Here is a 21,641-nt window from a genome sequence, read left to right as displayed (position 1 = left end):
ATCTGCGCCATATTCTCTGGGATCGGACGACGCGAATCCGCAGTCCGCTTTCCTCAATCATTGCCCTCCTCCCTCCCTACCGGATGGGGCAGGTGATCCATCGCGTGGCTCAACAAGGAGATTTGATCCTCAATATCCAGCGGACGTGCCGGAAGAAGCACGCTGAATGCCGTGCCAGACTCCCCTTCGCTGCGAATAAACAGATCCCCGCCCAGCGCCTGAGCCGCACGCTTGGCGATCACCAGGCCCAGCGCCGAGGGATGAATATGGGAGCGAGCTTGTTGAGGATAAAGGCCTTCCACAGCCCCCTCGTTCAGCCAGGCCAGGAGCTCCTGAGAGAGGCTCAGATGGGTGTCCAGGATCTCAACCAGCAGAACGGGCTCCTTCACATCCCCCCGGATCTCCATCCCTCCCCCTTCCGGGCGGATGGCCAGCAGGAAATCCAGAAGGGTACGCAGAATGTAAGAGCCATAAGTCCCATCCACCGCCGCTTGAGCCGCCTCGGGGGGCAAATGAACGTATAGTGCGATGCCTTTTTCAGACATCCTCGGCTCATGGGCCCGGATGAGATCCTGGATCAGCCGACTCAGGGGAATGGGCTCCACGAAGGCGGCCGGCCGCCGATGAAGCTCGGCGAAAGCAGCCAGCGGAGCCACATAATCCAGCAGGCGATAGGCTCCCCGTAGAGCTGCCTGGACCATCCGGGCAGACTCGGCATCACCCTGGGTTTTCAGATGCCCCAGAGCCGCCTCCAGAAAGCCGATCACCAAGCCCAGCGGCTGGCGGAGCTCCGCACCCGCCCGAGCAATAAAGGAGGTCTTGAGCTCGTCCAGATCCCTTAATCGCCGATAAGCACGCTCCAGCTCCTCTCGCTTGGCCCGCTCCTGTTCGTAGAGCCCTCGAAGCTCTCGAAACGCGGAGAGCACCTGATGCTCCAGGCGAGAGAGCCATTCGTCCGGTGTCAGATGCGGATGGCCCATCGATCGCTCCCGCTTAAAAAGATCCCCCTCTCCATTTTAACCTATCTTTAGAAAGAAACATCCAAGCCCGGAATGGAACATCGCGCCCGCTGGCTCGTGGGATCCACCTGGAGATTGGGGGGAGCGCGGTTTGTCTCCGGCGGCTTCCATCTGAAGGTGGAGGATCCCGATAGCCTGTATCTGGGGAGCGACACCGGAAACGGGCGTTCGCTGGAACGCCCAAGGCGACCCGGATGGACAGCCTATGGGGTCCTGGGTCAAAATTGCTTTGTTTCTCAGCCGTGCTACATAGAGATCATCCTCTCATATGGAACGAGACCCTCATGATCCCCTGCAGGGGGCATTGCGTATACGGAAGACATCCTCGAGGGAAAACCGAGCGATGAACCACCGGGAGCGATTTCAAAAGCTGATCCGTTCGATCTCCGGGGAAGAAGTCGAAACCTTCCACCTGGCCCGCGATGCCATGATCATCGCAGCCGGCAACATCACCAGTCGTCTGATCGGACTGCTCCGGGAGACGGTCAAGAGCGAGCTGTTCGGATCCACCGGACCATTGAGCGCCTTCGAGGCCGCGGCGGTGGTCCCGATTCAGCTCTACGATCTGCTGGTCGGTGGGATGGTGAGCTCTGCCTTGGTCCCGGTGTTCCGGGAATACGCGGATCGGCTTCCAGAGCTCCGGCGGCTGGCCGGCGCGGTCCTCGTCTGGGTTTGGCTGCTGATGGGCCTCGCGGTGCTCTTCGTGGAGCTTGCAGCAGAGCCGGCGGCCTGGTTGTTGGCGGGTGGCCTGGACCCCGAGCTGCTTAACCTTACCGCAGCGCTTCTCCGCTGGACGATCCTGGCCGTCTGGTGGATCGCGACCGCGGGGGTGATCAGCGGGCTCCTTCAGACGTTCCAGCGGTTTACCCTCCCCGCTTTCACCGCCGCAGTCTTCAATGGCGCCATGGTCGCCGTAGCGCTTCTGCTGGGAGAACGACTGGGGGTTACCGCTCTGGCTCTGGGCATGGTGGCGGGATCTATCTTCCAGGTTCTGTTACAGCTTCCCGCCCTGTATGGCCTGTGGCCTCAGCTGTCGTGGTATCACCCGGCCTTGCTGCGCATCCTTCAGCTCTATTCCCCCGTGGTCTTCGGCCTGGCTGTCAATCAGATCGCCATCCTGCTGAGTTATAATCTGGCTTCCCACACGGGCCCGAACAGCATCGCCTGGATGCGCTACGCGACCACACTGATTCAGTTCCCCCTCGGCTTAGTTGTGACGGCTATCTCCGTGGCCATCCTCCCCCGCCTCTCCCGCCTGAGCGTGGAGGCCCGCCAGGGGAAGGAAAGCCTGGAGCCCTTTCGGACCACCCTAATGGCCGGGTTGCGCATGGTGATCGTCCTGATCATCCCCGCCGCCTTCGGCTTGTATGTGCTGGCGGATCCGGTGATCGATCTCCTCTTCCAGCACGGCCGTTTCACCGCGACAGATACGGCGGTGGTCGCCGGGGTGTTGCGCGGATATCTTCCTGGCCTCGTCTTCGCTGCCATCGATCAGCCGCTGGTTTTCGCCTTCTACGCCCGCCAAGATACTCTCACCCCCGCCATGGTGGGTTTGATCTGCAACGTGGGGATCTACCTGGCGGCCGCTCTGGCCCCTACCCTCTTTCGTCCCCTTCAGGTGACCGATCTGGCGGTGGCCAATTCGGTGCAATGGGCGGCCCACGCGCTGCTGATGAGCGTGTTCTTGGTTCGCCAGGTAGGGCCCATGCGCCCCTACGGCCTGGGTCGATGGGTATTGCGCGTCCTGATCGCCTCCGCCGTCATGGCCCTGGGGATCATGGTCGTATGGCCTCAAATGTTTTCTTTTATCCCTTCCTCTACCCATCTGGAGGAAGCAGCCCGCCTGCTCCTAACTGGCGGCTTCGGTCTATTGATCTACGGTCTGACCCTGGGAGGGCTCGCCTGGCTCTCCGCCCCCCGTGGATCCTGGACCCGCCCGTAGATCTCGGCTATAGAGGAGGCCAAACACACTCAGGCGCTTTGTTGCGGATGATGGGGAAACAACCCATGGGGCCCTGTTCAGGGGAGGGCCGGATGTGAGCCCTCACGGGCTCCTGGGAGGGGGAGAAATACCCCCCGCAACTCCAGTCTCCCCCACTTCCATCGGCTGGCTTCGACTGGAACCCTTCCCCTATGCCGGACGTCTTATCTATCGGAATCAGCCCATGAGGGGACCGCGGACGGATCACGGGATCGGGGAGGGGTTCCCTTCTGGGCGGAAACGAGAAAACCCATCCTCCAGGAGGCTGTATTATGAAAAGCTTGCGCTGGCACTGGCTCTTCCGGCTGGGAGGGGTGATCGGGCTGATGCTGACCAGCGCGTGTCGCTCTGCCTCCACACCCTCCGGTACTGGAGCTCTATTAGGGCCTGATGCCCACGCGGGGGCCTTGACGGTCTCGAACGGAGCTCCCCCCGGGCTCACTGTGATCGGGATCGGAACAGTGCGGGCGCGGCCGGATCAGGCGGTGGTAACGCTGGGGGTGAAAACTGAGGGCGAGGCGCTCGCCGTCGCCCTGAATGAGAACAACCGCCGCGCCTCGGCCGTGCTGGCCGCGCTGAAAGAACAAGGAGTGGCGGAAGCGGATATCCAGACCGCTTCCTTCCAGATCCAGATCGAGGAACCCCGTGATCCTCAGACCGGCCGACGGACGGGCCCCCCAGTTTACCATGTGACCCATGTATATACGGTCATCTTTCGGGATCTGGATCGGGTGGGCCAGGGGGTGGATGCGGCTGTCGCCGCGGGGGCCAACCGGGTTGACACGATCGCCTTCCGGATCGGGGATCCGAACCGCCTGGCAATGGAGGCCCGGCGGCTGGCAGCGGAGGACGCCAAGGCCCGGGCGCAGGCTCTGGCCAGCGCCCTGGGGGCCCAGCTGGGCCGCGTCGTGAGCATCACCGAAACCGCAATCCCGCAGCCGGTCCCCATGGCCCGGACTGCCGCCTTCGCCGAGGCAACGGCGGTCCCCGTGGCTGCGGGGGAACTGGAGATCACGGTTCAGATCCAGGTGACCTGGGAGCTGCGATAACGTCCGTATCCCCGCCTCTCCTCCCACACCCCTTCGGGCCGGGCGGTGCAGGCCATCTTCGACAGCGTGCGCCGCCCGGACCTCCTCCAGAAGCCGGGGTTAACAAAGGCAATCCCTCCATTATAAGGATGCTTCCGTCAGGAGGCGGCGCACGATCTCCTGCACTTCCCGGCCATCCGCTCGACCACGGACCCTGGGCATTAAGCGCTTCATCACCTCTCCCAGCTGAGCCGGCGAAGCAGCGCCGATCTCGGCGATCACCTCGCGCGCCATCGCCTCGATTTCCTCCCGGGTCAGCGGTTGTGGAAGATAAGTCAGCAATGCCTCGAGCTCGGCTCGCTCCGCGGCGAGTCGATCCGGCCGGTTGGCCTTCTCCAGCTCATCCAGTGTCTCGCGACGCCGTTTGACCTCGTTCTGAAGCACCCGCAGGATCTCATCCTCGCTGAGGGGACGGGCAGCTTCCACCTCCGCCATGCGGATGGCCAGCAACGCCATACGGATGGCTGTCTTTCGGGGCTCATCCCCCGCACGCATCGCTTCCTTCAGGTCCTCCTGGAGCCGCTCCTTTAAACCCATCGACTCCCTCCTTCTCTGGTCTCTGAATGCCTCACTCCAGTCTGGCTCATCGCGGATCGCACAGCAAGTCCGATGGTTTTCAGAAGCTGGGCCGAGGCCCCATGACCCCTGGAAACCCTGGGTATAATGAATGCAAGAGCATCCCTTTCATTTGGAGCCTTCGATGAACACGCCGCGATGGATCCTATGGGGTGGCGATCTCCTGGTGTTCCTGCTCTTTGCGGCCCTCGGGCGGGCCAGCCATGGCCTGCTCAACGAGGGCCCAGTGCTCTGGGGCATCGCGCGGACGGCGACCCCCTTTTTCCTCGCCTGGGCGATAGTGGCGTGGGCGGCCCGTCTGGATCGCATAGATCCCATGCGCTCACCGGGGCATGTGGCGCTGCAGACCGGATTGGCCTGGCTGGGAGCAGGGATCCTGGGCCTGATCCTCCGGAGCCTGGCCCTGGGCCGTCCGGCCCCGATCCCCTTCGCCGCCATCACCCTGCTCGGCAATGGATTCCTGCTTGTCCTCTGGCGAGGGCTTCTGCAGCTGTGGATCCTGCGCAAACAAGGAACACGGCTTGCCGAAAAGTAGCCTCTCTACGGGAGGGAAAACCCCAAAGCCCTCAGGAAATCAAACCGGAGCGCCGGGATGAGTTCAGCAGAGACACTGGCTCGGATTCAGGAAGTGAAGCGACGGCGAGAGGCCGAGCTGCTGCGCAAGGCGAACGTGGTGGCCGTGGGGATTGGCTATCGCCAGCGGGGCGGTCGCTCCACCGATGAGCTCTGCCTCGTGGTCTCCGTCCGCCGCAAGGTCCCGATGGAGGCGCTGGCGCCGGAGGATCGCATTCCTCCAGAGATCGATGGCGTGCCGGTGGACGTTCAGGAGGTCGGCGCCTTACGGGCATTATAGGGCTGCGATGCTCCCGCGCGCTGCGCGGAACGAGGGGTCCAGGATGCTGATGACCGGTGTTCTCCTTCTGCTGCTGGCGCTGGCCATCGGAGGCCTCGGATGGCTTCTCCAGCAACGGGCCGGCCTTCCGCGCGGCGAGGTTCTGGAGGAGGACATGTCCAGCGCCAGAGCTTCCCCTCCGCTCTTTGCCCCTCGTTATGGTCTGATCGGCAGACCGGATTACCTGATCCGACAGGGGAAAACGATCATTCCGGTGGAAGTGAAAGCCACCTCAGCCCCACAGCATCCCTATCCCTCCCACGTGATGCAGCTAATCGCCTATTGCCTGCTGGTGGAAGAAGCGCTGGATATCCGCCCGCCATATGGGTGGATCCGCTATCGGGATCGATCGTTCCGGGTGGAATACACCTCCGAGCTCCGGGAAAAGCTCCTGAGGATTCTGGCCTCCATGCGGCAGGATCTGAGGCGCGGGGAAGCGCACCGCCAGCACCAATCGCCGGCCCGCTGTCGCGCATGCGGGTTCCGGATGATCTGCGAAGAGGCCATCGATTGAGGGAGGATAAGGGATAGCCAGCCTCGATAACCCCTCCGGGAATTTTCAAACCGCCCGGCCCGGATCCGGCTGTTGATTCCGTTGTAGAAAGCGTTCCAAGGCAGCCCAGTGGGCAGGAGCTGCCCAGAGACGAGCGAAGCGCTCGCGCTCGAGCCGAAGGGCTTCATGAAAGGGGAGCACATCCCCATCCCGGATCACCGCCTTGATCGCCTGCACGGCCCCAGGATCCCAGCGCAGGATCTCCCGGGCCAGAGCGAGGGCTTCCGCAAGCGCCTGACCAGCGGGGGCCAAGCGCTCGACCAGCCCCAGGCGGAACGCCTCCTCCGCGCGGATCTGCCGTGCGGTCAGGAGGAGCTCCAGCGCCCGGCCGGGCCCAATCCGCCGCCGCAAACGCTGCCCTCCACCCCATCCGGGAGTGAGGGCCCAGGTGACCTGCACGAAAGCCAGATCGGCGTCCTCAGCCATCACCCGCAGATCGCAGGCCAGCGCCACTTCCACGCCGCCGCCCCGCGCGGGCCCATTGATGGCCGCGATGCTGATCCATGGGGCCTCTTCCAGCTGGCGCAACGCCTCGCCCATAACCTGCCCCAACCGATATCCATCCGCCTCAGTGCGATAATGCGCCATCTCATACAGATCCGCTCCGGAGAGGAAAGTCCTTTCCGCACCGGTGAGGATCACCACCCGCAGCGCAGGATCCCGAACTGCCTCCTCCACCGCCCGGGCGAAGGCCTGCATGGTAGCCCAATCCATCGCGTTCCGTCGCGGGGGGCGATCCACAATCCAGATCGCGAGCTCCCCCTGGCGTTCCACTCGTAACATGGGCAGGCTTCCTCCTGACAGAGATATGGGAAAGACAGCTCCATTCAACAACAAGAGGCCGGCGACGCATCGGGTGCCGGCCTCTTGATCCTTTGTTTACGAGGGTGCTCAAGCAGCCTTCAGGAACTCCCTCATCTGGCGCACCTTGAGCTGCTTGCGCAGATAGCGCAGAGCCTCCGCCTCGATCTGGCGGATCCGCTCCCGGCTTAGCCCGAACCGTTGGGCAACCTCCTCCAGGGTGTAGGATCGCCCATCTTCGAATCCATATCGCAACCGGAGAACCCGGGCGTGGCGGCTGGGCAACTCATTGAGCAACTCTTCGATTTGCTCCCGCAACAGCTGATCCGCCACCACCTCATCAGGAGCCGGGCTCTCCACATCCCGGATCGCCCCTTCCAGCGTGGTCTCCCCCTCGTCATCCATGGGCTCTTCCAGAGAGAGCAACGGCCGGGCGGCATTCCAGAGCCACTCCACCTTGTCGGTCTCCATACCCAGCCGCTCTGCAACCTCCTCTGGGGTGGCTGGCCGGCCAGCCTCCTGCTCGATCTGATGGGCGATCCGCTGGGCCTTTCGCAGCTGCTCCTGAGCATGGATCGGCAGGCGGATCGTGCGGGCCTGCATCGCCAGCGCCCGGGTGATCGCCTGGCGGATCCACCACGTGGCATAGGTCGAGAAGCGACGGCCCCGCTTGGGATCGAAGCGCTCCACGGCCTTCATCAGGCCCAGGTTCCCCTCCTGGATCAGATCCAGCAGGGGTACCCCGAGGCCCTGATACTTCTTGGCCACACTGATCACCAGCCGGAAGTTCGAGGTGATCAGCTTCTCGCGAGCCTGGCGGCCTTCCTCCACCAGCCGCTCCAGACGCTGGCGGACCTCGGGCGGAAGATTTCCATCGCGGGCCAGGCGACGAGCGGCCTCTCGCCCGCGGGCCATCCGCGTGGCCAGCTCCTTTTCCTCCTCGGCGGTGAGCAGGGGATGATCGGTGACCTCCCGGAAGTAAAGGGAGATCAGATCCCGATCCTCCGCCAGTTCGCCCAGGACCGGGAGGGACGTTTCCTCATCCAGTTCAGGCTCCAGGTCGAGCTCCTCCAGAGGGGCCTCCTCCTCCCAGGGCTCGGCCCAGAGCTCCTCGTTTTCCAGCTCCTCCTCCTCGTCCGGGAGGATGGGGCGGTTTCGACGCTCCATGGCAACCTCCTTCGGGTCGCCAAGACCCATTGGGAATCCCATGCACCGATATCCCCTACAGGCACAGTGGGAACGTAAAGAGAAAAAGGGGCGAGCGGCCGCTTTACCGTCCGCCCTTCCCACAGGGGTGCAGGAGGAGGATCTGGCGGAACCCACAGATGAGGGCACAGCGTGAAATCACACCGTGCCGTATCCAGACAGTTGCGGGGGCGGGATTCGAACCCGCGACCTCCAGGTTATGAGCCTGGCGAGCTACCGCTGCTCCACCCCGCGGCGCAACCATTCCCCTGGCAACGGCCTACTCTCCCAGAGGGTCGCCCCTCCAGTACCATCGGCGCTGGCGGGCTTAACTTCCGGGTTCGGGATGGGACCGGGTGTTTCCCCGCCGCTCCAGTCACCAGGGGAATGGGAGGACTCCACGCATGACGCACCTTAACAACTGAATTGTGGCAGGAAGGGCCGGGCGTCCGGCGTTGGGACGCCAGAGGCAACGCCTCTGACGGACCACCATGGGGTGGGTCGAAGGGCATCCGGCTCACGCCGGGAGATCGCCCTCGACCAACACTCCCTAGAAAGGAGGTGATCCAGCCGCAGCTTCCGCTACGGCTACCTTGTTACGACTTCGTCCCAGTCGCCGGCCCCGCCTTCGACGGCTCCCTCCCTCCCCCACTCAAGGTCCCTCCAGGGAGAGGCCCTGAGTGGGGGAGGGTTGGGCCACCGGCTTCAGGCGTTGCCGACTCCCATGACGTGACGGGCGGTGTGTGCAAGGCCCGGGAACGTATTCACCGCCGTATGGCTGACCGGCGGTTACTAGCAACTCCGCGTTCATGCAGGCGGGTTGCAGCCTGCAATCCCAACTGAGCCCGGCTTTGATGGGATTGGCTCCCCCTCGCGGGTTGGCAACCCATTGTACCGGGCATTGTAGCGTGTGTGTAGCCCCGGGCATCAAGGCCATGCTGACTTGACGTCATCCCCACCTTCCTCCGGCTTGTCGCCGGCAGTCCCCCTAGACACGTGTAACTAGGGGCAGGGGTTGCGCTCGTTGCGGGACTTAACCCGACACCTCACGGCACGAGCTGACGACAGCCATGCAGCACCTGTGCCGGCTCCCCTTGCGGGGTCCCTTCCCTTTCGGGTCGGTACCACCGGCATGTCAAGCCCGGGTAAGGTTCTTCGTTTTGCATCGAATTAAACCACACGCTCCGCTGCTTGTGCGGGCCCCCGCCAATTCCTTTGAGTTTCAGCCTTGCGGCCGTACTACCCAGGCGGCGCACTTAACGCGTTAGCTTCGGCACGGAGAGCGTGGTCAGCCCCCCATACCTAGTGCGCATCGTTTAGGGCGTGGACTACCCGGGTATCTAATCCGGTTCGCTCCCCACGCTTTCGCGCCTCAGCGTCAGGGACGGGCCAGGTGGCCGGCTTCCCCACTGGTGTTCCTCCCGATATCTACGCATTTCACCGCTACACCGGGAATTCCACCACCCTCTCCCGCCCTCAAGGGCTCCAGTATCGAGCGGCCTCCCCGAGTTGAGCCCGGGGCTTTCACGCCCGACTTAGAGCCCCGCCTACGCGCGCTTTACGCCCAGTAAATCCGGGTAACGCTCGGCCCCTACGTATTACCGCGGCTGCTGGCACGTAGTTGGCCGGGCCTTATTCGCCGGGTACCGTCCTTTCTCGTCCCCGGCAAAAGCGGTTTACACCCCGAAGGGCTTCTTCCCGCACGCGGCGTCGCTGGGTCAGGCTTTCGCCCATTGCCCAAGATTCCCCACTGCTGCCTCCCGTAGGAGTCGGGCCCGTGTCTCAGTGCCCGTGTGGCCGGTCACCCTCTCAGGCCGGCTACCCGTCATCGGCTTGGTGGGCCATTACCCCACCAACTACCTGATGGGCCGCGGGCCCCTCCCGGCGCGACCCGGTTCGTCTCCTCCCCGGGCCTTTCCTCGACGGGCCGCCCCCGCCGAGCGTATGCGGTATTAGCCCCCCTTTCGGAGGGTTATCCCCCACGCCGGGGCAGGTCACCCACGTGTTACTCACCCGTTTGCCGCTAGGAGGGCTCGGCTTGCGCCTACCCCCTCCCCGCTCGACTTGCATGTGTTAGGCACGCCGCCAGCGTTCACCCTGAGCCAGGATCAAACTCTCCGTCGGCTCTCCTATCCCCAGGAGGTTGACCTCCCGGGGTGTAAGGTCCGACCGCAAGACTTCTGCCAGACGTCCCCGGACTTCCTGCCACAATTCAGTTGTTAAGGTGCGGAAGACAACACAAGCCGCTATGGGAATCAGTCCCCATAACGGTGGGGCGGGCCTGCGTCAACGTCCACCGGCCATGCGCCCCGCCAGCTTTCGCCTGTCCAGGATCCAAACGCACCTTATTTTATAGCACAACCCCCCGGGTTTGTCAAGACTCCCAGGGGAGATCACCCCAGGATCCCGGTCACCCCAAACCATCCCTTCCTTAATATACCGGATCCTCTCCTCCCTGTCAACATCAGACGAAACCCTGGGTGGGATCGGGCATCCCCCGCTCCATCCGCAGCCTGCGAGCGGACTACGCCTGAGCGAGGGTGGGACGGGGCTCGGAAGCCGGGAGATAGCGCAGGATGAGCTGGCGGGCGGCTCGCGCCTCATCCAGGCGGCGCACTGGAGTGGTATGAGGCGCCTGCTGCACCCGCTGCGGATCCTGCCGCGCCTCCTCCGCAATCCGCCGCATCGCCTCCGCGAAGGCATCCAGGGTGGCCTTGCTTTCGGTTTCCGTCGGTTCGATCATCAAAGCTTCCGGCACGATCAGCGGGAAATAATTCGTCGGCGGATGGAAGCCATAATCCATCAAACGCTTGGAGATATCCAGGGCCCGGATAGGCGTGCCCGGCACCTTCCCCATGATCACGAATTCATGCTTGCACAAACGATCATAGGGCACCGGGTAAACGCTCCGCAGCCGCGCCAGCAGGTAATTGGCGTTCAGGACCGCCGCCTCAGAGACCTCCCGCAAGCGGGGGCCATGCATCCGGATATAGGTGTAAGCCCGGACGAAGACCCCGAAATGGCCATAGAAGGCCCGCACCCGGCCGATGCTGCGCTCCGGCCACACCAGCGTGTAGACCGGCTCGTCCGGGCGCACAGTCCGCTCCCGGTCGATGGCCACAATGGGCCCGGGCAGATACGGAGCCAGCCGCTCGCTGGCCCCCACCGGTCCTGCCCCCGGACCCCCGCCGCCGTGGGGGGTGCTGAACGTCTTATGCAGGTTGTAATGCATGACATCGAAGCCCATCTCGCCGGGCTTACAGATCCCCATCAGGGCATTCATGTTCGCCCCATCGCCGTAGATCAGCCCTCCGCAGCGGTGGACGAGCTCAATGGCTTCCATCAGGTTCTCGTCGAAGAGCCCCAGGGTGTTGGGATTGGTGATCATCAGGCCCGCCACGGTCTCGTCGCATTCCCGGCGCAGAGCATCCAGATCGATGTTTCCCCGCCGGTCCGACGGGATGTTGACCACCTGCAGGCCGGCCATGGCCGAGGAGGCCGGGTTTGTGCCATGGGCGGAATCCGGGATCAGCATCTTGATCCGCTTCTTCCCTTCCCCGCGGTCCCGGTGATACGCCCGGATCATTAAGATGCCTGCCAGCTCGCCCTGGGAGCCCGCCGCTGGTTGAAGGGAGACTGCGGCGAATCCTCCGATCTCCTTCAGAAATTCCTGGAGGTGATACATCAGGGCCAGTGCTCCCTGCACTGTGTCGAGATCCTGATAAGGATGAAGCTGGGCGAAGCCGGGAAGCCGGGCCATCTCTTCGTTGATCTTGGGGTTGTATTTCATCGTGCAGGAGCCCAGGGGGTAGAAGCCTTTGTCCACCCCGTAGTTCATCTGGGAGAGGCGGAGGAAATGACGGACCACATCGATCTCGCTTACCTCCGGAAGGGGAAGATCCTCTCGAAGAAAGCCTTCCGGGAAAGGAGCCTCCGGGACGTCCGGCTCGGGCATCTCCACGCCCCGCCGACCGGGAACGGAGTATTCAAAGATCAGAGGCTCCTGCATCTCACACCTCCAGCCTGGAGTTGGAACAGGATCTGGGAGATCAGGTGACGGGGAAACGGCTCATCCCCGATTCCTGTTCTCAGCCCTCATAGGCCGGCCCGATTTCGCCCAGGGCCTCCACCAGCGCGTCGATCTCCTCCCGCGTGTTCATCTCTGTGACGCACAGCAACATATGGCCAGCCAGCACAGGATCCGCCTGGCCCAGATCATAGCCGCCCAGGATCTGATAATCCTCGTAAAGGATCCGGTTGATCTCGGCAACCGGGCGCGGGGTTCGAACCACAAACTCGTGGAAGAATGGATGCTCGCGCCAGACCTCGTAGCCCGGAAGAGAGGCGATCCGTTCCGCCAGGTAGTGGGCCTTATGATAGCAGAGCGAGGCGACCTGACGGAGCCCGTGCTTGCCCATCACGGAAAGATAGATCGTGGCCGCCAGGGCCATCAGGCCGACGTTCGTGGTGATGTTGCTGGTGGCCTTCTCCCGGCGGATATGCTGCTCACGGGTGGAGAGGGTCAAGACATATCCCCGGCGGCCCTCCAGATCCACCGTCTCTCCCACGATGCGGCCGGGCAGCTGACGCACGAACGCCATACGGGTGGCCATGATCCCCAGATAGGGACCCCCGAAGCTCAGGGGGATCCCCAGGGGCTGCCCCTCGCCCACCACGATATCCGCCCCCCAGCTCCCTGGGGGCTCGAAGAGAGCCAGGGCGATAGGGTTAACCACGGCGATCAGCAACGCGCCGGCCTGGTGGACCCGATCCGCCGTCTCCCGCAGGCGCGAAGGGGGGAGCACCCGACCCAGGAAATCGGGGTAAGGGATCACCAGGGCCGCTGTCTCCGCGTCCAGGCGGGCTTCCAGCTCTTCCACAAGGAGAATCGGCCTCCGCAACTGGTCAAGGGTCCATCCGCTTTCTCCCTCCAGGCGGACGTCCAGGTGCTGGACATACGTGTGGACCACCGCCCGGTATTCTGGATGGATGGTGGGGAACAAAAGCACCTTCGGCCGCTCCCCCCGGGTCAGCCGCAAGGCCATCAGCACCGCTTCCGCGAGGGCGGAGGAGCCGTCGTAATGGCTGGCGTTGGCCACCTCCATTCCAGTAAGGGCGCAGATCATGGACTGGAACTCGAACATCGCCTGGAGGGTGCCCTGGCTGACCTCCGGCTGGTAAGGAGTGTAAGCGGTATAGAACTCCCCGCGGCGCAACAACTCATCGATAACCGCCGGGATGAAGTGCCGGTAAGCCCCGGCGCCGAGGAAGCACGCATATTGACCGGTGTGGATGTTGGCTTCCGCCAGGGCCTCCAGCTCCCAGCGAACTTCCAGCTCCGTCAGGGGCTCAGGGAGGTTCAAAGGGGGAAAGCGATAAGCTTCCGGCACATCGGCGAAGAGATCCTCAATCCGCTCCACGCCGATGGCCCGGAGCATCTCGCGACGCTCTTCCTCCGTGTGCGGAACAAAGCGCATGGGCACCTCCGAGAGCAGAGCCCGTTCTTCTCCGGCAAACCCGTTCTCCATCCCCTGCCCGTTCTGTTCGCAGGGAAAGGGAAACGGCACATGGCTCAGGCGATCGTCTCTCAATGTGCGCGGGCCTCGCAATGGGCCCGATATGCCTCGGCGTCCATCAGGGTTTCATACTCCGCGGGGTTGCTGGGCCGGAATCGGATCAGCCAGGCCCGCCCATAGGGGTCCTGATTCACCCACTCCGGGTTTTGAACCAAGTCGGTGTTCACCGCTGTGATGGTTCCGCTCATCGGCATATAGAGATCGGCCGCCGCCTTCACCGACTCGATCGCCCCGAAGACCTCGCCTTTCTGAAATGTGCGACCCACCTCGGGCAGCTCCACGTAAACGACATCGGAGAGCTGGCTCTGGGCGTAATCGGTGACGCCGCACACCGCTTCCTCGCCTTCCAGGCGAACCCATTCGTCGGATTCCGTGTAGCGCAGATCGGGCGGGATGTGCATAGCGACCCCCTTCGGTCAGAGATCCGACCTTTGCGTGGCATGCCAATCGCAAGGGACAATTTGAGGGAATACAGAGCGCTATTCCTGTCTCATTGTAAGCGGCCTGACCCAGGAGGGCAACCGCTGCTTTCCATAATGTGGTGATATAGCTTACGGCGATATCGGTGCGCTCTCCGATGGGTTCATTATTCGTTGGGGCCCTCGGGATCTCGATGAACAAGGCGGGATCATTGGGGGGACTCAGGCTTCTGAGCATAAGCGGTGAACAGATCCCCCAGATCGATATAAACGGCCCGCGCGGCTAAATGGGCTCGCTGGACCAGCCAGACCAGAAGCGCGCCCAGGCGGGGAAAGAGCGCACGGACCCGTGTGGCCAGATATCCCAGGCGCAGATATCGTCCCTCCGCCGCCATATGATGAACTCGAAACCCAACGCGCTCCAGCATGCTCCGCAGCGTGCGTCGGGAGAAGTAGTAAAGATGCATCTCCATCAGCCATGGCCAGCGCGCGCCCAGGAGCCGAGCGAAGGGGCTCTCAATATCCATCGTATGGATCACCACCCAGCCATCGGGTTTCAGGATCCGATAGATTTCGCGAAGCTCGCCCATCGGATCGCCCAGATGCTCGATGACATCCCACAGCGTGACCACATCGAACCAGGCATTGGGGAACCCCACCTCCCGGAGCGTCCCCTCAATTACCCGAAGCCCTCTGGCCCGCGCGATCTCCACCGCCCAGCGCGAGGGCTCCACCCCCCAGGCCTCCCAGCCGTGAGCCTGGGCGATCTCCAAGAAGATCCCGATATGGCAGCCCACATCAAGCAAGCGCCGACCATGCCCAGGTCCGGCGAGCTGTTCGATGGGCTGGAGATGACGCTCAAATGTAAGGACTCGTCCTTCCCGCTCCAGCACATAAAGAGGATCTTCGATCGCCCGATAGGTCTCCGTGATCTCTGACGCTGCATAACGGGGATTGGCGTAGACCAGGCCACAGTCCACGCATTGGACGATCGGGGGATGGATCCCGTAGCCGTTGCTGGTGCAGCGGAAATCCGGCGCTCGATCCCGACGGCGCGACAGGGTGCTGGGAAAGCGCAGACGAGTCCGGGAGGAACCGCAGAGGTTGCAGACGACAAACTCCACGGCGTCCGCCTCCGGATTCCAGGATGGGAAAAGCGAGCTGTCCGACCACACCCCCAAGCGCATGAGAATGAGACGGCCCGCCCTCTCGCCCAGGCCGGCGGACATTCATGGCTTCCGGCGAACGCGTTTCCGATCCTGCGCGAGCCGGAGAACCGTCCACAGCGCCCGCGCGATCTCTTGTCGCGACACCTTGGATCGCCCATAGCGGCGGTCCCTAAACCGGATGGGAACCTCGGCGATCCGAAAGCCTGCCCGCTGCACCCGATAGGTGATCTCAATCAGGAACGCATACCCCTCCGCCCGGATGGTTTCTGGAGCAATCGCCTCCAGAACCGCCGGGCGATAACAGCGAAAGCCCGCCGTCACATCCCTCGGGGTTAAGCCCAGTAGCGTCCGGGCAAACCGGTTGGCCCCCCGGCTGAGCAGCCGCCGATACCACGGGCTGTCCACCACCTCTCCGCCCGGAACATATCGGGAGCCGATGACCAAATCCGCCTCCTGGCTTCGCTCGATCAACGCCGGCACATACGCCGGATCGTGGGAGAAATCCGCATCCATCGTCAGGATGCGCCCATAACCATGGGCCAGCCCAAACCGGAACCCGGCCACATAAGCGGTCCCCAGCCCCAGCTTGGCGGGCCGGCGGAGAATATGGATGCGGGGATCCCCCGCGGCCATTGCCGCCACCAGCTCCCCTGTTCCATCCGGCGAATGGTCATCCACCACCAACACATCCAGCGAAAGAGGAAGCGCCAGGAGCGCCCGGATGAGCCCTTCGATGTTCTCCCGCTCATTGTAAGTCGGGATGATCACCAGGCAACGCAAATTCATGGAAGCAACCGCTCCCCCTGGACGATGAATCGATTGCACTCCCGTTCAAGAGCCCAGGGTGCCGGAGGCATCCCGGGGACCTCAAAAGCCCGTGAGAACGCCAACCATGAGATCCGATTTGGGATTTGCGCCGCTGGGTTCGCCTTCGATTGGGAGAGGGGGGACTGGCCCTCCGCTTTTCAGGCCCCCTGGAGCGGATCTGCGACATCTACGGGCGAGCCCGGAAGGGATGTCGATGAGGGCTGGCGGATCGCTACCATGATTCCCCGTCGCTTCCGGATCATCACCCCTTTCGGATGTGGAAGCAAGACTTCCCCGGCTTCTGGGCCTGCCTGAGAGACATATGCGAGGGCCCGTTCTGCTGCCGCGCTGTCGAGAGGGACAGGGAACCACCACTGCTCCCAGGACTGGATTTCCTCGACGACTTCGACAGCGATCAGCGATAGCCCTGTCCCCTGCATTTGCTCCCTCCACTCCTTCAGACCAAGCGCCCGTTGATGGGAAGGGTCCCGGATCCGTTCGAGTTCATTCAGAAAGCGCGCTGCCTCCGGATCCGCCGGAGCAATCATATCCACTATACCGATCCGTCCGTTAGGCGCCAAGACCCGTTTCATCTCGGCCAGGGCCTGGGGGAGATCGGGGAAATGATGAGCGGCCCGGCGGCACGTGACCCATTGGAAAGCGCCATCCGGAAAGGGAAGGGCCTCCACCGCCCCAACCACGAACCGCATCCCGAGGAAGCCATGGGCCCGGGCCTGGCGCATGAACTCGGCTCCCATCGCCGGGGTGAGATCCAGGCCTACCGCTTCGTCTACCCACGAGGCCATGGCGAGGGCGGTATGACCACTACCTGTGGCGACATCCAGGAGGCGCCCTCGACCAGCTGGAGCCAGCAGGGCCACCAACCGGTGCAAATCCTCGCCAGCCCGGTGGGAAGGGCTAACCGTGTAAGCTGGGGCATAACGGGAGAAGAACTCCTGCGCTTGCTTTCCAGGATCCATGGGGAAAACTCCGAATTCGGATGATGGGGATCAATCCATCACCGTCCGGCCGATCATCCAACTCCCCAGGACCCGGCGGATTGCGAGGGTGGGGAGAACACAGTAAAATTAAAAGCGCGTGGAGGGCGTAGCTCAGCGGTGAGAGCGCCTGACTGTGGATCAGGAGGTCGCGGGTTCGAACCCCGTCGCCCTCCCCAAAGGGCCCCCGTAGCTCAATTGGATAGAGCGCTGGACTTCGGATCCAGTGGTTGCGCGTTCGAGTCGCGCCGGGGGCGCTACACGGCCGGTGTGGGGTTTTCCCCACACCGTTTTTTTGTAGTCGGCTTTTCGGTCGTCGGCCGCCTGACAAAACCGTGGGAGCTGCCGATGACTCCGCCTTCCGAGCGAACGCCGACAACTCCTTCTACTCTCCGGGCCCGCCCGTTGCTGATCCTCAGCGGTGCGATCCTGGGGCTGGCTGTCGCCTGGTTGTTCTCACTGGTTTCCGGAATCCCTCTTCCGCTGTGGGAAGCTGTAACCGCCATGATCTTGGGAGCCGTCCTGGGCTTCTCGGCCAGCCTCCCCCCCTCCCCCTCGAAGCCATCCCGCAATGTATAGCCTCCGCTGGACGATCCGCTCTCGTGCCGCTGGCCGAGGAGATAGTTGGCCCGCGCCCACGAAGGCTCTGCGGCAGGAGATCAAACGGCAGGCAGCCCAACACGCCCGCCGAAGCGCAAGGAGCGAGCGGAAAATGGTCCGTGATCCGAGGAGATAGAAGGCTCACCCTTTCGCGAGCCCGCGACGACGGAGCTCCGCTGTAAGGGCCGGGACGATCTTGAAAAGATCGTCCACCACACCATAACGGGCCACCTTGAAGATCGGGGCCTCGGGATCCTTATTAATCGCTACGATGACCTTCACCCCCCGCAGGCCAGAGAGATGCTGGATGGCACCGGAGATCCCGCACGCGATGTAGAGATCCGGGCTGATCGTCTTCCCGGTCTGGCCTACCTGGTACTTGTAAGGGATCCAGCCCGCATCCACCACCGCCCGCGTGGCTCCCAGGGCAGCCCCTAATGCGCGAGCCAGCTCCCGCAAGGGCTCAAACCCCTCCGGCCCACCAACCCCGCGCCCGCCGCCCACCACAATACGGGCCTCGTTCAGGCTGATCTCCCCCTCTGTTTCCTGGATCCACTCCAGGACCTCTGTGGGGAAAGCCAGGGGATCCAGCTCGATGGAAACCCGACGGATCTCCCCTTTTCGACCGGGATCGGGATCGGGTTTGGGGAAGGCACGCCCCCGGATGGTTACGATCGCGGGAGAGCGCTCGACATAGGTCCGGGCGAACAGCTTGCCTTCATAGATCGGCCGGATCGCAATGACACGCCCATCTTCCACAGAGACCTCCAGCGCATCGACCAGCGCCGCCGTCCCCAGTTCCGCCGCCAGCCCCCCGGCCAGCTCGCGGCCGCGGGCGGTGGAACCGATGAGGATAACCTGAGGGGCCCCTTCCTTCACCAAATGGCTCAGGACAGTCAGATAAGGTTCGAACCGGAAATCGGCCAGCGCCGGGTGTTCGATCACCTGGACCACATCGGCGCCCATGGCAATGGCCTCCCCAGCCTGATCGGCGATCGTCCCCCCGATCCACACAGCCGTCACTCCGGTTCCCAGGGCATCCGCCAGCCGCCGGGCCACTCCCATGGTCTCCCACACGATCGAGGGGATCTTCCCCTGGAATTGCTCGAGCCAGACCCAGACATGGCTCATGGATATCCTCCGTAAGCCGGGATCTCTCAGGAGCTATGCGAAGGGAAAGCTCACAGGACCTTCTCCGCCAGCAACCGATCCACCAGGAGGCGGGCGATCTCCTCGGGCGACTCCCCCTGGATGAACTCACACCGGACCTCCTGCTTCGGCGGGGCGAAGACGACAGGCCAGCGGGCCGCCGAGGCGGACGCGCCGACCTGCTCCAGCGCCAGCCCCAGATCCGCTGCGGTCCAGACCGGGATCGACATGCGGGCCGCTTTCCGGATCCCCATAAAGGAGGGATATCGCGGCTCGTTCATCTGCATCGCGCTGAGAACCGCCGGGAGCGGCGCCCGCACCACCTGGCGGCCCTCCTCCAGGATCCGCTCCACCACGATCGTCCGCCCGGCCGGATCGATCTCACGGATCTTCCCTACATAGGCCAGCAATGGCCAGCCCAGGCGACGGGCAAGGGCCGGCGGGACCTGGGCGGAGTTCCCGTCCACGCTCTCTTTGCCCATGAAGACCAGGTCTACCGCACCCAGTTTGCGGATGGCCGCGGCCAGGATGGCGGCGGTGACCACCGCATCGGAGCCCTCAAAGGCGGGATCGTGAAGAAGAATGGCCTCATCGCATCCCATGGCCACGGCCTGCTTCAGCGCCTCCTTCGCGGATTCCGGGCCCATCGTGATGACCGTGACCCTCCCTCCGAACTTCTCCTTCAACCGCAGGGACTCCTCGATGGCGAATTCATCCCATGGATTCACGATCAGCGGGGCATCGCCCCAGGATATCCGTCCCGATGCGTCGACGGTCAACGTGGCGGTCGTATCTGGGGTTTGCTTGATGGGCACCACAATGTGCATGGTCCCCTCCGGCAGGGATATTCTTTGTTCGCTTACAGGACATCCCCCGTCGCGCTCCCATTCCAGGAGGTGGGAGGATCCCTTTCCCGAAAGCCTTCAGGAAGAGGCAGCGGCGTCACTCCTCGCCATTCTGAATTCTGAGCAGGAGGTGTTCAGGACAGGTTCAGGCCATCGCCGGCTCGGCGCGCCAGATCTCCGGATCGTAGGCCGGCAACTCGCAGCGCAGGGGGCGATCCTTGCGATAGCCCAGGGCGTATTCCGCCTGCAGGATCGTGTGGATCTGACTGGTGCCCTCGTAGATCACTTCCCCTTTCGCGTTGCGCAGGTAACGCTCCACATCATACTCATCGCTGTAGCCATAGGCTCCATGGATCTGGATCGCATCCAGAGCCGCCTGAACGGCCGCCTCGGTGGCGAACCATTTGGCCAGGCTGGTCTCCCGGGTGTTGCGCATCCCCATGTTCTTCATCCACCCGGCCCGCAGATAGAGCAGGCGGGCGATCTCATAATTGGCGGCCATCTTCGCGATCATCTCCTGGACCAGCTGATGCTCCCCGATCCGGCGGCCAAAGGTCATCCGCTCGTTGGCGTATTTCACTGAGGCTTCCAGGCAAGCCCGGATCAGCCCGGTGGCCCCCGCCGCCACCGTGTAACGCCCGTTGTCCAGGGCCGCCATGGCAATATAGAAGCCTTCCCCTTCCTCTCCCAAACGGTTCTCCACCGGCACCGGGGTGTTCTCCAGGACGATCCATCCGGTGTTGCCCGCGCGGACCCCCAGCTTGCCGTGGATGGTGCCGGTTTTTACACCGGGGAACGAGCGTTCCACAATGAAGGCCGACATGCCCCGGTGGCCTTTCTCCGGATCGGTCTTGGCGATCACCAGGAAGTGATCCGCCACATCCGCCAGGCTGATCCAGGTTTTCTCCCCGTTCAGGATGTAGACATCTCCCTGGCGTTTTGCGGTCGTGCGGATGGCGGCCGCGTCGGATCCGGCGCCGGGCTCGGTGAGGGCGTAAGCAGCGATCTTCTCTCCCCTCGCCTGAGGAACCAGGTATCGTCGCTTCTGTTCCTCTGTTCCCCACTGAAGGAGGGAGAGGGAATTGAGGGCCACGTGGACGGACATCACCACCCGGAGGGAGCTGTCGATCCGCTCCAGCTCCTCGCAGGCCAGGCCCAGGGCGATGTAGTCCATCCCCGCGCCGCCGTATTTCACGGGGATGCAGATCCCCAGGAGCCCCAGGGCGGCCATCCGCTCGAAGAGCCATGGGATCGGTTTCTGAGCCCGGTCGTGCTCCTTGATGACCGGCCGGATCTCCCGCTCGGCGAACTCGCGGACCATCTGCTGCACCATGCGATGCTCATCGCTCAACCGGAAATCCATGGGGGCCTCCTCTGGAAGAGCGCAGATCTGGGGCTCGGCGAACGGAATCCGCTTCCCGTGAATTATACGTTGGATTCCCCCACCCTGCGTCCCATTGAAGTCCTGGGGATTATCTGGGGGATGGACACGGGACTTTCTCTATAGTGGGGCTGTTTTAAAAAAAGGGAAGTGACTTTGGAAGGGAGGAGACGCATTTATTGACATTCACATCGCCTGTGGTAAGATCATCACAAAATCAGCAGTGTGCCGAATCGTCCGGATTGTGAGCAGGAGTTGCCTTTCTGAAAAGCTCCGTAATCATGGCGTGAGGATCCGAGATGGAATCCAGGCCCTCAGGGTTGACAGCAGTTGCCCATTTTATTAGATTTATTGCAAGTTCTGACGACCGGCTGCAACCGTGAAACTCTCCGCGCGGAACCGCGCCAGGCGAGGGCTGGAGGCGGTGGGATGCGGGGGATGCAGGCGTTTCGCTTCGAGCGGGATCCGAACGGGGCGCAGCGGGTGACCCTGGCCCGGCACGTGGGGGCCGCTCGCTTTGCCTACAACTGGGGCCTGGCGCGTTGCCTGGAAGCGATCGAACGCGGAGAGCCGATCCCCTCTGCCCTTCGGCTCCACAAGGA

General features: G+C 63.4%; 20 protein-coding genes, 3 tRNA genes and 2 rRNA genes. 9 read left to right on the top strand and 16 right to left on the bottom strand.

Annotation, left to right across the window (positions count from 1 at the left end):
* Window positions 1-53: 53 nt before the first annotated feature.
* Window positions 54-980 carry a HAMP domain-containing sensor histidine kinase gene (locus tag VAE54_RS10690; protein WP_322801950.1) on the bottom strand — a complete coding sequence of 309 codons (927 nt, stop codon included), beginning with the start codon at window positions 978-980 and terminating at the stop codon, window positions 54-56.
* A 382-nt stretch (window positions 981-1,362) separates the two neighbouring features.
* Between VAE54_RS10690 and murJ the strand changes: the two genes are divergently transcribed.
* Window positions 1,363-2,961: a murein biosynthesis integral membrane protein MurJ gene (gene murJ / locus VAE54_RS10685; RefSeq protein WP_322801949.1), complete on the top strand. Its 1,599-nt coding sequence runs from the start codon at window positions 1,363-1,365 to the stop codon at window positions 2,959-2,961.
* Between the two features lie 311 nt (window positions 2,962-3,272).
* Window positions 3,273-4,049 carry an SIMPL domain-containing protein gene (locus VAE54_RS10680; RefSeq protein WP_322801948.1) on the top strand — a complete coding sequence of 259 codons (777 nt, stop codon included), beginning with the start codon at window positions 3,273-3,275 and terminating at the stop codon, window positions 4,047-4,049.
* Between the two features lie 120 nt (window positions 4,050-4,169).
* Here the strand turns inward: VAE54_RS10680 and VAE54_RS10675 are convergent, their stop codons facing one another.
* On the bottom strand, window positions 4,170-4,625 hold the full coding sequence (locus tag VAE54_RS10675; RefSeq protein WP_322801947.1) for a GatB/YqeY domain-containing protein: 456 nt from the start codon (window positions 4,623-4,625) through the stop codon (window positions 4,170-4,172).
* A 163-nt stretch (window positions 4,626-4,788) separates the two neighbouring features.
* On the opposite strand from VAE54_RS10675, the gene VAE54_RS10670 reads away from it, so the two are divergent.
* Genes VAE54_RS10670 through cas4 form a run of 3 tightly spaced genes read left to right on the top strand, consistent with a single transcriptional unit; the run spans window position 4,789 to window position 6,070 of the window.
* On the top strand, window positions 4,789-5,199 hold the full coding sequence (locus VAE54_RS10670; RefSeq protein ID WP_322801946.1) for a DUF3054 domain-containing protein: 411 nt from the start codon (window positions 4,789-4,791) through the stop codon (window positions 5,197-5,199).
* Window positions 5,200-5,256: 57 nt separating this feature from the next.
* A complete protein-coding gene (locus tag VAE54_RS10665; RefSeq protein WP_322801945.1) occupies window positions 5,257-5,517 on the top strand; it encodes a hypothetical protein in 261 nt (86 codons plus the stop codon).
* A 43-nt stretch (window positions 5,518-5,560) separates the two neighbouring features.
* A complete protein-coding gene (gene cas4, locus VAE54_RS10660; RefSeq protein ID WP_322801944.1) occupies window positions 5,561-6,070 on the top strand; it encodes a CRISPR-associated protein Cas4 in 510 nt (169 codons plus the stop codon).
* 45 nt (window positions 6,071-6,115) lie between these two features.
* On the opposite strand, the gene VAE54_RS10655 is transcribed toward cas4, so the two are convergent.
* The 11 genes from VAE54_RS10655 to VAE54_RS10605 all read right to left on the bottom strand — a co-directional run bounded on the left by VAE54_RS10655 (window position 6,116) and on the right by VAE54_RS10605 (window position 17,046).
* Window positions 6,116-6,892: an enoyl-CoA hydratase/isomerase family protein gene (locus VAE54_RS10655; RefSeq protein WP_322801943.1), complete on the bottom strand. Its 777-nt coding sequence runs from the start codon at window positions 6,890-6,892 to the stop codon at window positions 6,116-6,118.
* Window positions 6,893-7,000: 108 nt separating this feature from the next.
* Window positions 7,001-8,077 carry a sigma-70 family RNA polymerase sigma factor gene (locus VAE54_RS10650; protein WP_322801942.1) on the bottom strand — a complete coding sequence of 359 codons (1,077 nt, stop codon included), beginning with the start codon at window positions 8,075-8,077 and terminating at the stop codon, window positions 7,001-7,003.
* Between the two features lie 201 nt (window positions 8,078-8,278).
* Window positions 8,279-8,350, bottom strand: a tRNA-Met gene (locus tag VAE54_RS10645).
* 12 nt (window positions 8,351-8,362) lie between these two features.
* Window positions 8,363-8,479: ribosomal RNA gene (rrf, locus tag VAE54_RS10640) — 5S ribosomal RNA — on the bottom strand.
* Between the two features lie 170 nt (window positions 8,480-8,649).
* Window positions 8,650-10,219 (bottom strand): 16S ribosomal RNA (locus VAE54_RS10635).
* Window positions 10,220-10,619: 400 nt separating this feature from the next.
* Complete coding sequence (gcvPB, locus tag VAE54_RS10630) at window positions 10,620-12,104, bottom strand: aminomethyl-transferring glycine dehydrogenase subunit GcvPB (RefSeq protein WP_322801941.1); 1,485 nt, start codon at window positions 12,102-12,104, stop codon at window positions 10,620-10,622.
* A 79-nt stretch (window positions 12,105-12,183) separates the two neighbouring features.
* Window positions 12,184-13,572, bottom strand: a complete 1,389-nt coding sequence (gene gcvPA / locus VAE54_RS10625; protein ID WP_322801940.1) for an aminomethyl-transferring glycine dehydrogenase subunit GcvPA — start codon at window positions 13,570-13,572, stop codon at window positions 12,184-12,186.
* Window positions 13,573-13,682: 110 nt separating this feature from the next.
* Window positions 13,683-14,072, bottom strand: coding sequence for a glycine cleavage system protein GcvH (gene gcvH, locus VAE54_RS10620; protein ID WP_322801939.1), 390 nt, complete (start codon window positions 14,070-14,072; stop codon window positions 13,683-13,685).
* Between the two features lie 227 nt (window positions 14,073-14,299).
* Complete coding sequence (locus VAE54_RS10615; protein ID WP_322801938.1) at window positions 14,300-15,214, bottom strand: class I SAM-dependent methyltransferase; 915 nt, start codon at window positions 15,212-15,214, stop codon at window positions 14,300-14,302.
* A gap of 105 nt (window positions 15,215-15,319) precedes the next feature.
* Entirely contained in the window at window positions 15,320-16,045 is a 726-nt protein-coding gene (locus tag VAE54_RS10610) for a polyprenol monophosphomannose synthase (protein ID WP_322801937.1), read from the bottom strand.
* Window positions 16,046-16,224: 179 nt separating this feature from the next.
* Complete coding sequence (locus VAE54_RS10605; protein WP_322801936.1) at window positions 16,225-17,046, bottom strand: class I SAM-dependent methyltransferase; 822 nt, start codon at window positions 17,044-17,046, stop codon at window positions 16,225-16,227.
* Window positions 17,047-17,167: 121 nt separating this feature from the next.
* Here VAE54_RS10605 and VAE54_RS10600 point away from each other — a divergent pair.
* The 3 genes from VAE54_RS10600 (at window position 17,168) to VAE54_RS10590 (ending at window position 17,643) form a co-directional block, all read left to right on the top strand.
* A tRNA-His gene (locus VAE54_RS10600) sits at window positions 17,168-17,243 on the top strand.
* 4 nt (window positions 17,244-17,247) lie between these two features.
* A tRNA-Arg gene (locus VAE54_RS10595) sits at window positions 17,248-17,321 on the top strand.
* A gap of 91 nt (window positions 17,322-17,412) precedes the next feature.
* Window positions 17,413-17,643 (top strand): hypothetical protein, encoded by a 231-nt coding sequence (locus VAE54_RS10590; protein ID WP_322801935.1) that lies wholly within the window; start codon window positions 17,413-17,415, stop codon window positions 17,641-17,643.
* A 162-nt stretch (window positions 17,644-17,805) separates the two neighbouring features.
* Here the strand turns inward: VAE54_RS10590 and VAE54_RS10585 are convergent, their stop codons facing one another.
* The 3 genes from VAE54_RS10585 to VAE54_RS10575 all read right to left on the bottom strand — a co-directional run bounded on the left by VAE54_RS10585 (window position 17,806) and on the right by VAE54_RS10575 (window position 21,021).
* Window positions 17,806-18,795: an electron transfer flavoprotein subunit alpha/FixB family protein gene (locus VAE54_RS10585; RefSeq protein ID WP_322801934.1), complete on the bottom strand. Its 990-nt coding sequence runs from the start codon at window positions 18,793-18,795 to the stop codon at window positions 17,806-17,808.
* Window positions 18,796-18,845: 50 nt separating this feature from the next.
* Window positions 18,846-19,640: an electron transfer flavoprotein subunit beta/FixA family protein gene (locus VAE54_RS10580; protein ID WP_322801933.1), complete on the bottom strand. Its 795-nt coding sequence runs from the start codon at window positions 19,638-19,640 to the stop codon at window positions 18,846-18,848.
* 163 nt (window positions 19,641-19,803) lie between these two features.
* On the bottom strand, window positions 19,804-21,021 hold the full coding sequence (locus VAE54_RS10575) for an acyl-CoA dehydrogenase family protein (RefSeq protein WP_322801932.1): 1,218 nt from the start codon (window positions 21,019-21,021) through the stop codon (window positions 19,804-19,806).
* 447 nt (window positions 21,022-21,468) lie between these two features.
* On the opposite strand from VAE54_RS10575, the gene VAE54_RS14640 reads away from it, so the two are divergent.
* Window positions 21,469-21,641: helix-turn-helix domain-containing protein (locus VAE54_RS14640; RefSeq protein ID WP_416223797.1), on the top strand; the 173-nt coding region annotated here is incomplete at its 3' end.

The sequence above is a fragment of the Thermoflexus sp. genome, assembly GCF_034432235.1.
In the GTDB taxonomy this organism is placed as follows: Bacteria; Chloroflexota; Anaerolineae; order Thermoflexales; family Thermoflexaceae; genus Thermoflexus.
The sequence above is the reverse complement of the archived record's forward strand: the minus strand, read 5'-3'. Positions and strand labels throughout refer to the sequence as shown.

Bases quoted from the DNA above. Each gene is read 5' to 3' on its own strand.
- gcvPB (WP_322801941.1), bottom strand. From the start codon at position 12,104: ATGCAGGAGCCTCTGATCTTTGAATACTCCGTTCCCGGTCGGCGGGGC.
- gcvH (WP_322801939.1), bottom strand. From the start codon at position 14,072: ATGCACATCCCGCCCGATCTGCGCTACACGGAATCCGACGAATGGGTT.
- VAE54_RS10585 (WP_322801934.1), bottom strand. From the start codon at position 18,795: ATGAGCCATGTCTGGGTCTGGCTCGAGCAATTCCAGGGGAAGATCCCC.
- VAE54_RS10665 (WP_322801945.1), top strand. From the start codon at position 5,257: ATGAGTTCAGCAGAGACACTGGCTCGGATTCAGGAAGTGAAGCGACGG.
- VAE54_RS10605 (WP_322801936.1), bottom strand. From the start codon at position 17,046: ATGGATCCTGGAAAGCAAGCGCAGGAGTTCTTCTCCCGTTATGCCCCA.
- cas4 (WP_322801944.1), top strand. From the start codon at position 5,561: ATGCTGATGACCGGTGTTCTCCTTCTGCTGCTGGCGCTGGCCATCGGA.
- VAE54_RS10590 (WP_322801935.1), top strand. From the start codon at position 17,413: ATGACTCCGCCTTCCGAGCGAACGCCGACAACTCCTTCTACTCTCCGG.
- VAE54_RS10690 (WP_322801950.1), bottom strand. From the start codon at position 980: ATGGGCCATCCGCATCTGACACCGGACGAATGGCTCTCTCGCCTGGAG.
- VAE54_RS10655 (WP_322801943.1), bottom strand. From the start codon at position 6,892: ATGTTACGAGTGGAACGCCAGGGGGAGCTCGCGATCTGGATTGTGGAT.
- VAE54_RS10650 (WP_322801942.1), bottom strand. From the start codon at position 8,077: ATGGAGCGTCGAAACCGCCCCATCCTCCCGGACGAGGAGGAGGAGCTG.
- gcvPA (WP_322801940.1), bottom strand. From the start codon at position 13,572: ATGCGCTTTGTTCCGCACACGGAGGAAGAGCGTCGCGAGATGCTCCGG.
- murJ (WP_322801949.1), top strand. From the start codon at position 1,363: ATGAACCACCGGGAGCGATTTCAAAAGCTGATCCGTTCGATCTCCGGG.
- VAE54_RS10575 (WP_322801932.1), bottom strand. From the start codon at position 21,021: ATGGATTTCCGGTTGAGCGATGAGCATCGCATGGTGCAGCAGATGGTC.
- VAE54_RS10670 (WP_322801946.1), top strand. From the start codon at position 4,789: ATGAACACGCCGCGATGGATCCTATGGGGTGGCGATCTCCTGGTGTTC.
- VAE54_RS10675 (WP_322801947.1), bottom strand. From the start codon at position 4,625: ATGGGTTTAAAGGAGCGGCTCCAGGAGGACCTGAAGGAAGCGATGCGT.
- VAE54_RS10610 (WP_322801937.1), bottom strand. From the start codon at position 16,045: ATGAATTTGCGTTGCCTGGTGATCATCCCGACTTACAATGAGCGGGAG.
- VAE54_RS10680 (WP_322801948.1), top strand. From the start codon at position 3,273: ATGAAAAGCTTGCGCTGGCACTGGCTCTTCCGGCTGGGAGGGGTGATC.
- VAE54_RS10580 (WP_322801933.1), bottom strand. From the start codon at position 19,640: ATGCACATTGTGGTGCCCATCAAGCAAACCCCAGATACGACCGCCACG.